General features: G+C 73.0%; 10 protein-coding genes. 5 read left to right on the top strand and 5 right to left on the bottom strand.

Annotated features, from left to right (window positions below; genetic code table 11):
- Nucleotides 1-201 precede the first annotated feature (201 nt).
- On the top strand, nt 202-1182 hold the full coding sequence (locus tag GA0070617_RS06695) for a hypothetical protein (protein WP_091434955.1): 981 nt from the start codon (nt 202-204) through the stop codon (nt 1180-1182).
- 139 nt (nt 1183-1321) lie between these two features.
- Here the strand turns inward: GA0070617_RS06695 and GA0070617_RS06690 are convergent, their stop codons facing one another.
- Nucleotides 1322-1834, bottom strand: coding sequence for a DUF6912 family protein (locus GA0070617_RS06690; protein WP_091434952.1), 513 nt, complete (start codon nt 1832-1834; stop codon nt 1322-1324).
- A gap of 339 nt (nt 1835-2173) precedes the next feature.
- On the opposite strand from GA0070617_RS06690, the gene GA0070617_RS06685 reads away from it, so the two are divergent.
- Both GA0070617_RS06685 and GA0070617_RS06680 read left to right on the top strand, forming a co-directional pair.
- Complete coding sequence (locus GA0070617_RS06685) at nt 2174-2401, top strand: helix-turn-helix domain-containing protein (RefSeq protein ID WP_091446012.1); 228 nt, start codon at nt 2174-2176, stop codon at nt 2399-2401.
- Nucleotides 2402-2484: 83 nt separating this feature from the next.
- On the top strand, nt 2485-3087 hold the full coding sequence (locus tag GA0070617_RS06680) for an Rv3235 family protein (RefSeq protein ID WP_091434950.1): 603 nt from the start codon (nt 2485-2487) through the stop codon (nt 3085-3087).
- Nucleotides 3088-3184: 97 nt separating this feature from the next.
- Here GA0070617_RS06680 and secA read toward each other — a convergent pair whose 3' ends face one another.
- Nucleotides 3185-6151: a preprotein translocase subunit SecA gene (gene secA, locus GA0070617_RS06675; protein ID WP_091434949.1), complete on the bottom strand. Its 2967-nt coding sequence runs from the start codon at nt 6149-6151 to the stop codon at nt 3185-3187.
- Nucleotides 6152-6321: 170 nt separating this feature from the next.
- On the opposite strand from secA, the gene GA0070617_RS06670 reads away from it, so the two are divergent.
- Together GA0070617_RS06670 and GA0070617_RS06665 are read left to right on the top strand one after the other, a co-directional pair.
- Nucleotides 6322-7476 carry a GNAT family N-acetyltransferase gene (locus GA0070617_RS06670; RefSeq protein WP_091434946.1) on the top strand — a complete coding sequence of 385 codons (1155 nt, stop codon included), beginning with the start codon at nt 6322-6324 and terminating at the stop codon, nt 7474-7476.
- Nucleotides 7473-8588, top strand: a complete 1116-nt coding sequence (locus GA0070617_RS06665) for a GNAT family N-acetyltransferase (protein ID WP_091434944.1) — start codon at nt 7473-7475, stop codon at nt 8586-8588. Before GA0070617_RS06670 ends, GA0070617_RS06665 begins: the two co-directional genes overlap by 4 nt.
- Nucleotides 8589-8657: 69 nt before the next feature.
- Here the strand turns inward: GA0070617_RS06665 and hpf are convergent, their stop codons facing one another.
- From hpf to GA0070617_RS06650, 3 genes are all read right to left on the bottom strand, one after another.
- Entirely contained in the window at nt 8658-9305 is a 648-nt protein-coding gene (gene hpf, locus GA0070617_RS06660; RefSeq protein WP_091434942.1) for a ribosome hibernation-promoting factor, HPF/YfiA family, read from the bottom strand.
- A gap of 250 nt (nt 9306-9555) precedes the next feature.
- Complete coding sequence (locus GA0070617_RS06655) at nt 9556-10263, bottom strand: ComF family protein (protein WP_091434939.1); 708 nt, start codon at nt 10261-10263, stop codon at nt 9556-9558.
- 5 nt (nt 10264-10268) lie between these two features.
- Nucleotides 10269-12053, bottom strand: a complete 1785-nt coding sequence (locus GA0070617_RS06650) for an LpqB family beta-propeller domain-containing protein (RefSeq protein ID WP_091434937.1) — start codon at nt 12051-12053, stop codon at nt 10269-10271.
- Between the last annotated feature and the right edge of the window lie 22 nt (nt 12054-12075).

The raw sequence follows: 12075 nt of genomic DNA, 5'->3' as shown, positions 1-12075 counted from the left end.
GACCGGATGCCGGATTCCGCGCACGGGGGTACGCCGGTCGCGGCGGCGGGACCTCCGGCGATTGTTCCACGCCCGGCAGCCGACCCGACCTGCGCGCCACCGGCCGGGAGCGCGGGCCGCAGGTCCGGGGGGCGGCACGCGTACGCTGGACGGCTGGTGACCCGCTCAGGCCCGGCCGGACGGCCGTCGAAAGGGAAGACGATGAGCAACGATCCCGGCCGCACCACCGCCGAGGACCAGCCGACCGCCGGTCAGGAGCCCGCGGCGGACGCCCCGTCCCGGCGGCTGCCCGCCCCGGGTGCCGCGCTGCTGGAGGTGCTGGGCATCGCGTGGCTGGCGGCGATGCTCTGGTCGACCCGGGCCGCGATCGGCTCGGCCGAGGCCGGGTCGACCGCGATCAGTCTCTCCGCCTTCGCGCTGCCCGGGGTGATCTCGGCGGCGCTGGTCGCCGGGGCCGCGGTCGCCCTCGCGGCGACGAACCTGCTCGCCCGGCGGACGGCCGACCGGGCCACCCTGCGCTTCCTCATCGCGGTCGGCACCGGCCTGCTGGTCGGGGTGGCCACCGCGACGGCGATCAACCTGACCTACCTCGACACCGCGACGACAAACGTCATCGCCGGCACCGCCGCGGCGGCGGCGATCATCGGCGGCGCGGTGGCCGCCGCCCGGACCGCCCCGGTGGTCGGTGCCGCCGTGCTGTCGGGGCTGGGCGTCCTGCTCTTCGTGGTGGCGTTCAGCCGCGCCCGGAGCCCCCTGTTCGACCTGTACGGCGGGGACGGTGGCAGCCAGGAGGCCCTGGTGAGCGCGGCGAACTGGGTGTCGCGCACCGAGTCGCTGCTCGCCGGCCTGCTCGCCGGCCTGCTCGCCTTCGGGTACCTGCGCTGGGCCCGCCGGCACGCTGCCCGCCGTGATCCGGACGCGGCCGACCTGCGCTGGCCGGCGTACCTGCTGGCCGGGGCGGGACCCGGGCTGCTCCTGCTCACCGCCGAGGTGATCCTCCGGATCGGTGGTCGTTCCCTGCTCGACCTGGCCAGCGCGTTGAGCGACGCGGACGCGGTGGCGCAGACCTCGCTCGGCACCTCGCGGATCGACAACGGGATCTGGGTGCTCTTCGTCGGCGCCCTGGTCTCGCTCATCGCCTTCGGCCGCACCCTGACCCCACCCCCCACCGACAACGAGTAAGGAAGGGCCCCCTGTTAACGCTTTCGGTATAGCGGGGAGCCCTTCTCACCCCTGCGGCAGCCCGGCGGAGGGCGGGGCAGGGGGCGGGCTGGTCAGGCGGAGGGCGGGGCAGGCGGAGGGCGGGGCAGGGGGCGGGCGGTCAGGCCACGGCGTGCAGCAGCAGGTCCAGCTCGCTGACGGCGTACCACTCCAGCTCGTGGTCCTCGACGCCGTCGACGGTGAACTGGGCGTCCGGGTCGCCGGCCAGTGCCGCGTCGACCGCCTCGACGGCAGCCGTCACGTCGGCGACCGCCTCGGCACCGTCGACGTGCAGGGCGGCGACCGCGGTCACCGGCAGGGGGCCGTTCAGCGCCACGATGCTGGACCCCAGCTCAAGGTCACCCCGTCCGACCTGCGCGGCCGGCAGGTCGACCGAGACCACCACCCGACGGCGTGGCGCGGACGGGTCCGCCCCCAGCAGCGGCAGCGCATCCTGGGCAGCCCGGGTGAAGGCGACGTACTCCAGCTCCTCCTCGTCGCCCTCGGCGTACCACTCCCGCAGGGCGGGGGTCACCGCATGCACCGTCCCGGCCACGGTGAGCCCCTCGGACCGCAACCGCGCGAGCATCGGCACGGTCGCCGGCACGTACACCCGGATCAGCTCGTCGCGCACCGGCCACCCCCGTCGTCACCCGAGCCGGCCCCTGCCGACCCCGCACTGTCGCAAGCCGGCCACGCCGACCCCACACTGTCGCGTGTCGGCCTGGGCCGACCTCACACTGTCGCGTGTCGGCCTAAGCCGACCCGTACTGTCGCGTCGGACCAAGCCGACCCCGAGCGCCGATCATGCCACCCCGAGCGCCAGGCGGGAACGAGGACGTCGCGACCTCGCCGAGCCGTCGGGCCGTCGGGCCACGAACGTGGCTACCCGCGACCGCCGTGCGGGGCGGGCGGGGCGACGAGGCGATCGGTGGCAAGCTTAGGCAAACGTAGTCGAGCCTTGGGGGTGCCGGTGGAGCCCAGGTTCCTGCTGCTCTCCGACGTGGCCGCCGAGCTGAACGTGTCGGACTCGCAGGTCTACCACATGGTGCGCAGCGGCGAACTGCCCGCAATCAAGATCGGCGGCCGGGGACAGTGGCGGGTGGAGCGGGCCCGGCTGGAGGAGTACATCCAGCTCAAGTACACCGAGACCGCCGAGTGGGTACGGGAGAACCCACTCGCCGAACGTGACCCCGAGTAGTCGTCCCACCATTGACGATGGACACTGTCGTGCCGGAGACTGAAGGCAATCGGAGGCAAACGAAACCAAACGAAGGGTTCGCGATGGTCGACACTCGCCGTCCCACGTCGGCGCGTCCACCGTTCCGGCTACGCCCGGTCCCGTCGCTCGACCCGCCCTTCACCGACGACCCGGCCGATCTCTGGCCCCGGCCGCCCAGCCTTCAGCTCGCGCTCGACCTCTTCGACCCGGCCCGGGCCCACCCTGGCCGGCCGAACACCCGACAGCGGGATCCCCGGCCCACGCCGACCCGTCCCGAGCAGCGGCCACCCACTACCGGGCCCCGGCTGCCCGGCGGCGGCACCAGCCCGGAGGCCGGTCGGGCTGCCCACCGGTTCGTGACCACCTGCCTGGAGATCCTCAACGGCTACCGTCCGCCGGGGCAGATCCGACCGCTGGCCGCTCCGGACGCCGTCGCCGAGGTGACCGAGCAGTTGGCCCGGGGGGTCGCCCGGTCCGGCCCGGTACGCCGCCGGTCGACCCGGCCGACGGTACGGCTGCGTCGGCTACGGGTCTGCGAGCCGAGGGCCGGGGCGGTGGAGGTGGCCGCCGTCCTCGGCACCCCCACCGGCCGCTCCTGGGCGATGGCGCTGCGCCTGGAGCACCGGCGGGGCAGCTGGCTCTGCACCACCATCCAGGTGCTCTAGCCGGGGGCTGAGCCACGACGCCCCGACAAGCCGAGACCCCGGCATCCACCACGAGCGTGGGGATGCCGGGGTCGCCGGTCAGGAGCGTGCTGGCGGCTCAGGCGCCGCCGTTGGGCGATCCGTGGCAGCGCTTGTACTTGCGACCCGACCCGCACGGGCAGGGCGCGTTACGGGACGGTCCGCCGGCGGCCTCCGCCTGGCCCGGCGCGTTCCGCCGGGCCACGTTCGACGCCACCGCCGGGCCACGCAGGGCGGCGGGCGGGCGCTGCTGGCCGTTGTCCTGGGCGGCGGGACGCGGTGATCCCGGGCCCGACTGCGCGCCGGGACGGGGCGACCCGGACTGCGCGCCACCGGACGAGCTGGACCGGCCGATGCCCAGCGCCGGGGCCTCCTCCTCGGGCCGCTCGACGACCACCGCACCGGCACCGGCCTCACCGTCGATGGTGGGTGCGGAGTACTGCAGGCCCTGCTGCTGGGGTGCCCGACCCAGGCCCTTGGCCTTGATCTCGACCGGCTTCTCCAGGAGCTTGACCTCCTCGGCCGCCGGCTCGGGCTCGGTGACCTGGACCTCCAGGTTGTAGAGGAAGCCGACCGTCTCCTCCTTGATGCCCTCCATCATGGTGGCGAACATGTCGAAGCCCTCGCGCTGGTACTCCACGACCGGGTCGCGCTGGGCGTAGGCGCGCAGGCTGATGCCCTCCTGGAGGTAGTCCATCTCGTAGAGGTGCTCACGCCACTTGCGGTCGATGACCTGGAGCAGCACCATCCGCTCCAACTGGCGGGCACCCTCCTCGCCGAGGTCGGCCTCCCGCCGGTCGTACGCGGCGTTGGCGTCCTCCTTGAGCCGGGCGACCAGGAAGTCGCCGTCGAGCCCGGCCCGGGAGCCGCCGGCCTCCTCCTCCAGGTCCTCGATGGTCACGCCCACCGGGTAGAGCTGCTTCAGGCTGGTCCAGAGCTGCTCCAGGTCCCAGTCCTCGGCGTACCCGTCGGCGGTGGCCCCCCGCACGTACGCCTCGATGGTGTCGTTGATCATGTTGCGGACCTGGTCGGAGAGGTCCTCGCCGTTGAGCACCCGCAGCCGCTCGGCGTAGATCACCTGGCGCTGCTTGTTCATCACCTCGTCGTACTTGAGGACGTTCTTGCGGATCTCGGCGTTCTGGCCCTCGATCTGGGCCTGCGCGCTCTTGATCTGGCGGGTGACCATCTTCGACTCGATGGGCACGTCCTCGGGGATGTTGAAGCGCTCCATCACCGCCTCGACCGCGCCGGCCCGGAAGCGCTTCATCAGCTCGTCCTGCAGGGACAGGTAGAAGCGGGACTCCCCCGGGTCGCCCTGCCGGCCGGAACGACCGCGCAGCTGGTTGTCGATCCGGCGGGACTCGTGCCGCTCGGTGCCCAGCACGTAGAGGCCACCGACGGCGGCCACCTCGTCCGCCTCGGCGTCACAGGCCTGCTTCCAGGTGGGCAGGACCTCCTCCATCGCCTTGGCGTACTCCTCGGGCTGCTCCTCCGGGTCGAGGCCACGCTGGCGCAGCTCGCTGGCGGCGAGGTACTCGGCGTTGCCGCCGAGCAGGATGTCGGTGCCCCGGCCGGCCATGTTGGTGGCGACGGTGACCGCGCCCTTGCGGCCGGCCTGGGCGACGATCTCCGCCTCCCGGGCGTGGAACTTCGCGTTCAGCACCGAGTGCGGGATGCCCCGCTTGCGCAGCAGCTGGGAGAGGATCTCGGAGTTCTCCACCGAGACCGTGCCGACCAGCACCGGCTGGCCCTGCACGTGTCGCTCGGCGATGTCCTCGATGACCGCGTTGAACTTGGCCTTCTCGGTCTTGTAGATCACGTCGGCGCGGTCCTCGCGGACCATCGGCCGGTGCGTGGGGATGGTCACCACGCCCACCTTGTAGACCTTGTTGAACTCACCGGCCTCGGTCTGGGCGGTACCGGTCATGCCGGAGAGCTTCGAGTAGAGGCGGAAGTAGTTCTGCAGGGTGATGGTGGCCAGGGTCTGGTTCTCCTGCTTGATCTCCACCCCCTCCTTGGCCTCGATCGCCTGGTGCATGCCCTCGTTGTACCGGCGGCCGTGCAGGATCCGGCCGGTGAACTCGTCGACGATCAGGACCTCGCCGTCGCTGACGATGTAGTCCTTGTCCCGCTTGTACAGCTCCTTGGCCTTGATGGCGTTGTTGAGGTAGCCGACCAGCGGGGTGTTCACCGACTCGTACAGGTTGTCGATGCCGAGCCGGTCCTCCACCTTGGCCACGCCCCGCTCGGTGACCGCGATGGTCCGCTTGGCGTAGTCGACCTCGTAGTCCCCCGCGCCGTCCTTGCCGGACTGGAGGCGGGCCACCACGCCGGCGAACTCGCCGTACCAGCGGGCGGAGTGCTCGGCCGGACCGGAGATGATCAGCGGGGTCCGGGCCTCGTCGATCAGGATCGAGTCCACCTCGTCGACCACGGCGAAGTTGTGGCCGCGCTGGACCAGCTCCTCCTTCGACCACGCCATGTTGTCGCGCAGGTAGTCGAAGCCGAACTCGTTGTTGGTGCCGTAGGTGATGTCGCACTCGTACGCCGCGCGGTGCTCGCTGGAGGGGCGGTTCGGCAGGACCACGCCCACGGTGAGCCCGAGGAACTCGTGCACCCGACCCATCCACGCCGCGTCCCGCTGGGCGAGGTAGTCGTTGACCGTGATCACGTGCACGCCCTTGCCGGACAGCGCGTTGAGGTACACCGCCATGACCGAGGTCAGGGTCTTGCCCTCACCGGTCTTCATCTCGGCGATGTTGCCGAAGTGCAGCGCCGCGCCGCCCATCACCTGGACGTCGTACGGTCGTTGACCGAGCACCCGGGCGGCCGCCTCCCGGGCCACCGCGAAGGCCTCCGGCAGCAGGTCGTCGAGGCTCTCACCGTCGGCGATCCGCTCCCGGAACTGGTCGGTCATGCCGCGCAGCTCCTCGTCGGTGAGGTCGACGTAGTCGTCCTCGATCGAGTTGACAGCGGCGGCGATGGCCTTGAGCCGGCGCACCATACGGCCCTCACCGGCGCGGAGGACCTTTTCCAGAATCGACACGGATCAACGCTCCCCTAGACAGTCTCGACCCATCGTAGGCGCTCCGTCGGGGTGTTGGTCACTGGTGGCGGCCCTGGAACGCGCCGAAGCCGACATATTTCCCGCACCTGCCGCCCGGCGACCGGAAATCCGGTTACGCCCAGCGCGAACGATCCGGCACGATTGCCCGCATGGAGCCCGTGCGGATCGCCGAGGACGGCCTGCTGCTGCGCCCGTGGCGGGCCGGGGACGCCGACGCGGTGCACCGCGCCTGCCAGGACCCGGACCTTGCGCGCTGGTCCGGGGTGGCCCGCCCCTACCGGCTGGTCGACGCGCTCTCCTTCGTCACCGAGCTGGCCCCCGCGGCGTGGGAGGGCGGCACCGGCGCGCCCTTCGCGGTCTGCGACGCGGCAAGTGGTGAGCTGCTCGGCTCCTGTGGGCTGGTGGCCATCGACGACCGGCTGCGCTCCGCCGAGGTGGGGTACTGGACCGCGCCCTGGGCCCGGGGCCAGGGGGTCGCGGTCCGGGCCCTGCGGGCGGTGGCCCGCTGGGCGTTCACGCAGCTGCGGCTGCGGCGGTTGATCTGGCAGGCGGAGCTGGGCAACCACGCCTCCCGGCTGGTCGCGCTGCGCGCCGGGGTCCGGGTCTCCGGGCAGCTGCGGCTGGCCGATCCGACTCCGGGGGGCACCGGCGACGGCTGGATCGGCTCGCTGCTGCCCGGCGAGGTGCCGGCCCCCGGCGAGACCGGACCGGCCGGCCCCGGCACCCTGCCGGCGCGGCGGGCCGCCGTCTTCGGCCGGGCCCAGCCGGTCCTCTTCGCCACCGTCGGCGGCACCGAGCTGCGGCTACGGGCGATGGAGGAGCGCGACTCCGACGCCGTCGTGGCCACCTGCCGGGACCCGGAGACCATCCGCTGGAGCACGGTGCCCGAGCCGTACCGGCGCGCCGACGCCGAGTCGTACCGACGGCTCTGCCGGCACGACTGGGCGGCCGGGACCAACGCCCGTTACGTGCTCGCCGACCCGGCCGACCGGTACGTCGGCTCGGTCGACCTGCGGTTGTCGGCCACCGACCCGCTCCTGGCCGACGTGGGCTTCATGACCGCGCCGCACGCCCGGGGCCGGGGTTACCAGCCGGCCGCGCTGACCGCCCTGGCCGCCTGGGGTTTCACCACGTTGGGCCTGGCCCGCGTCGAGTGGCGGGCGCTGGTCGGCAACACCTCCTCCCGGCGGGTGGCCGAGAAGGCCGGGTTCACCGTCGAGGGCGTCACCCGGGCCGGGTTGAACCACCGGGGGCAACGGGTGGACTGCCTGGTCGCCGCGCTGCTCCCCGAGGACCTGCAGTGAGCGGGTACCCGGGCACCGTCGAGGGCGACCCGGTCCGGCTGCGGGAGTTCCGGGTCGACGACACCGATGACCTGGCCACCGCCTGCGCCGATGCGTCGATCCGGCGGTGGCTGCCCGGCCTGCCCGCGCCGTACACCGAGGCCGACGCCCGCTGGTGGATCACCGAGGGCGCTCCGGCGGCCCGGGCCGGCGGCGGGGTCGGGTACGCCATCGCGGACGCCGGGACCGACCGGCTGCTCGGTGCGGTGGGGGTGAACAACCCGGTGCCCGCGCGCCAGCAGGGCGAGATCGGCTACTGGGTGGCGCCCTGGGCCCGCCGGCGGGGCGTGGCGACCGCCGCCACCCGGCTGCTGGCCCGGCAGGCCTTCGGGGCCGGGGCCGCCCGGCTGGAGCTGCTCACCGACGCCGAGAACACGGCCAGCCAGCGGGTGGCGCTGGCCGCCGGCTTCCGACCCGAGGGGGTACGCCGGGCCGCCGCGCCGCTACCCGGTGGTGGGCGGCGCGACCTGCTGGCCTGGGTACGCCTGGCCGACGATCCCGACGAACCGACCCCCCGGGTCCTGCCCGACCTGCCCGACGACCGGCTCACCGACGGCGTGGTGCTGCTGCGCCGGATCGCCCCGGGCGACGTGGACGAGATGTACGCCCTGCACAGCCGCCCGGAGGTGGTGGCGAACCAGGCCCCACCGGTGCCACCCGAGCCCTCGGCCATCGAAACCCGGTGCCGGCTGGCCGAGAGCGCCTGGCTGGTAGGCGAGACCGCCCGGTTGGCCATCGTCGACGCCGCCTCGGGGGCCTTCGCCGGCAGTTGCGGGCTCGGCTACCCCGAGCCCGGGACCGGTCACGCCACCATCGGGTACGCGCTCTCCCCCGCCTTCCGGGGCCGCGGCCTCGCCACCCGGGCGGTCCGGCTGCTCGCCCGCTGGGCGTTCGACTCGGTCGGGGTGGCCCGGATCGGGGCCGGTACGGTGCCCGACAACACCGCCTCGCACCGGGTGTTGCAGCGGGTGGGCTTCCACCGGGAGGCGCTGCTGCGGGCCCGGCTGCCGGGGCTGGCCGGTGGCCGGCTCGACGACCTGACGTTCGCGCTGCTGCCGCCGGAGCTGACCTGAGCCGGCCCGGGCGGCGCGGTGGAGGGTCGTCCACCGCACCGCCCGGTCACTCGCGTGGCGGGGATGATCCTACGTGTCGAGGGAGATGATGCCGTAGTCGTAGGCGTGTCGCCGGTAGACGACGCTCGGCCGGCCGGACTCCTTGTCCTGGAACAGGTAGAAGTCGTGGCCGACCAGTTCCATCTGGAAGAGGGCGTCGTCGACGGTCATCGGCTCGGCGGGGTGGATCTTCTCCCGCGCGATGTGCCAGGGCTGGTCGTCGTACTCGTAGTCCGACTCGTCCTCGCGTTCGGCGAGGGCGGTCGAGGAGCCGTTACGGGCGGCGACGGCGGCGGTCAACGGGGTGTCGCCCCGCTCCGCCACGGGGAGTCCCGCGGTGGCGGCGGCGACGGAGATCGGCGCGTGCCGTCCCCGGTGGACCCGCCGCCGGTCGGCGGCCCGGCGGAACCGGGTGTCCAGCTTGGCGATGGCCGCGTCGAGCGCGCTGTAGAAGTCGTTCGTGCAGGCCTCGGCGCGTACCACCGGTCCTCGGGAGACACAGGTGATCTCGACCCGCTGGCAGTGGTCGGCCTGGCGGGGATTGCGCTCGTGGAACAGCTCGACGTCGACCCGGATGAGTTTGTGGTCGTAGCGCTCGATCTTGGCGAGTTTCTCGGCGACGTGGACCCGGTAGTGGTCCGGCACCTCGACGTTACGGCCCTTGACAACGATGTCCATCTGACCTCCTCGTACGGATGGTCGTTCGATCCGAAGTTCCGGTCGAGCCGTCAGCCGGGGAGATCCCGTTCGGCGTCGACCGGTCAGTACGGCTACGCCTCCTTTCACCGCCGGGGCGGGTATGCGGACATCCCTACCCCGGACACCGAAACGCTAACTCTTCCTCGCCCGGCCGTCACCCCCTGTTGTCACCGCGGCCAAAAACTTTTCACACCTCGGACACCTTCGGGTGAAACGGAAACACGGAGGGTTACGGGGTGCGTCTTTTCCGGGTCGCGGCGAGTACCACCGCCACCGACGGCGACAGGCCGGTGACGGTCAGCACCCGGGCCAGCCCGGCCAGGGTGACCCCGGTGGTGACGATGTCGTCGAGCAGCACCACCGCCTGGGTGGGCGGGGCGGCGGGGAACCGTCCGGCACGCAGCCGGAACGCCGCCTCGGCCGCCCGCGCCCGACCGGCGCTGTCCAGCGCCACCGAGTCCGGTCGGGGCAGCGCCCGCACCGGTCGCAGCACCCGTACCGGCCAGCCGCCCGCCCGCAGCCGGCGTGCGGCGTGCCGGGTCAACCGGTCCAGGTGGTCGCCGTAGCGGGACCGAGCCGCCGCCGCGGTGTCCGGCACCCCGATCAGCAGTACCGGCCGGACCGGACCCACCGCCGCCACGACCACCTCGGCCAGCAGCGCGCCCAGCGGCCGGGCCAGCCCGTGTCTACCCCGTTCCTTGTACGCCAGCAGCGTCTGCCGCAACACCCCCGAGTACGCCCCGAGCGCCACACAGGGCGGCAGCCCGGCCGGCGCCGGAGTGGGCAGCGCCGGACGGGGTCGCAGGGCGCGCAGGACGGCCACACAACCGGCGCAGAGGCCGTGACGCAGCCCCGCCACCCGCTGCCGGCAACCGGCGCACTCGGTGGGCAGCACCAGATCGGTGAGGTCCGCCCACAGTCCACCGGGATCGGGCACGGCGGTCAGTAGAAGAAGAAGGGTGCGGTCGGGTTGCCCGCCCGGTCCTGCCCCGGCGGCGGGGTGAACAGCACCTGGTCCTGCCGGATCCGCTCGAACGGGTTGCTGCGGTACGCCACCCCGTTGGCCTCGTACATGAGCGTTCCGGTGGAGAGCGAGACGACCGAGTTGGCCGGGTACGCCGCCAGGTGAGTCACCTGGGCGCCGACGTCGGTGTTGCGCGGCGTCTCCAGGGCACCGTCGACGCTGATGTCGTGGATCGCCGGCCGGCCGCCGGAACCGGCCACGATCAGGGTGTTCTCGCCGCCCCAGTCCACTGCGGTCAGGTTGGTCAACGAGGTGACCACCCGACGGGCCGGGCCCGGGTTGAGCTGACCGCCGTCGAGGTTCACCGCGGCCACGTGGAGCGCACCACCGGCGATCACCGCGATCCGGTGACCGTCCAGGGCGGCGGCCACCGCGGTCACCGGGCCGGCCACGTTGAGCAGCGGCACCCGTACCAGCCGGGCGTCCGCGCCGAACCGGTACAGCTCGCCGTCGGCCACCGTCAGCCCCTGCGGCCGGACCGGGTCGGCCGAACGCAACCAGACCGGCCGGCCAATCGAGGCGTACGCGTCGCTGGTGGCGGAGACCTTCACCGGGTCGGGGCCGGTGCCGACGGCCAACTGCTGCCGCCGCTCGGTCGCGGTGACGACCAGCGCGGCGAGGATCTTCTCCCCGGCCCGGGTCACCGCCGCCGAGACCACCCGCTGGTTGTCACCGGCGCTGACCGGCACCGTGCCGACCGGCTCACCGGCGAACGCCAGGGGCTGGATAGCGCCGTCGTAGACGCAGAACCGTTGCGGGCTGTTGCTGATCCGGTAGGCCGGGTTGGCGATCCGGTGCTCGCGGAGGCTGTCGATGATCCGGCGCGACTGGTTGCGGATCTTCAGCTCCAGCGAACCCTGCAACTCCGGCAACGACCAGGCGAGCTGGGTGGCGAACTGGTCCAGCCGGTTGTCGTCCTCGCCGGTCATGTTCAGGTTGACCTCCCACCGGCCGTCCGACTCGGTGGCGTTGTTGATCAGGCTGGTGCCGTCGGGCAGGCGGCTGACGCCGGACCCGAGCCAGTCCGACGGGCCGGCGGTCAGCCACCGCACCACGTCGGTGACCCGCCGCTCGTCGGGCGCCGAGAGCGGCAGGTAACGCTGGTCGGGCACCAACCGGGTGCGGTCGGAACTCCAGAAGTAGATCGTCTCGGCCTGGTAGAACTCGCGCAACGCGGTGTCGCTGAGCAGCAGCACGTTCGGTGGCTCCCGGACGTACAGGCCGGAACTCTCCTCGCGCTCGCCGGTGTCGACCTCGAACCGGTACTCGGTCTCGGTGGCCACCGGGGGCACCAGGGTGCCGTTGGCACGCAGCAGGCCGATCTGCTGCACCGCGATTCTGATCTTGGTGCTCTCCACGTCCGTGGTGATCACCGGCTCGTCCTTCAGCCGGACCACGGTCAGCCCGATCTCGCTGCCCTGCTTCTCCTGGAGCCGGTCCCGCTCAGCCGGGTCGATGAACTGCTTGACCCGCTGGTACGCCCGGTCCGGCTCACCGGCCGCCGCGGCGAGGAAGTTACGGACGAAGGCGTCCGGGTCGGTGCCGGCGGCGGTGCGGTTCGGTGGCTCGTCCCGACGCAGGCTGGACGAGCCGGACACCACCGACGGCCCCCGCTGGTCCACCTGGACGTCGGACTCGTGCGGAATCCCGCAGCCCGTCGCTGCGACGGCCGCCAGCAGCACGACCAGCCCGGCGGTCAGCACCCGCGCGACGGGGCCGCGCGCC

The sequence above is a fragment of the Micromonospora yangpuensis genome (genome assembly GCF_900091615.1).
Lineage (GTDB): Bacteria > Actinomycetota > Actinomycetes > Mycobacteriales > Micromonosporaceae > Micromonospora > Micromonospora yangpuensis.
Note: the sequence above shows the minus strand (reverse complement) of the source record. Positions and strands in the feature narration are given on the sequence as shown.

What these genes read in the sequence shown, in the direction of transcription:
- GA0070617_RS06695 (WP_091434955.1), top strand. Translation starts at nt 202, where the DNA reads ATGAGCAACGATCCCGGCCGCACCACCGCCGAGGACCAGCCGACCGCC.
- GA0070617_RS06680 (WP_091434950.1), top strand. Translation starts at nt 2,485, where the DNA reads ATGGTCGACACTCGCCGTCCCACGTCGGCGCGTCCACCGTTCCGGCTA.
- GA0070617_RS06670 (WP_091434946.1), top strand. Translation starts at nt 6,322, where the DNA reads ATGGAGCCCGTGCGGATCGCCGAGGACGGCCTGCTGCTGCGCCCGTGG.
- hpf (WP_091434942.1), bottom strand. Translation starts at nt 9,305, where the DNA reads ATGGACATCGTTGTCAAGGGCCGTAACGTCGAGGTGCCGGACCACTAC.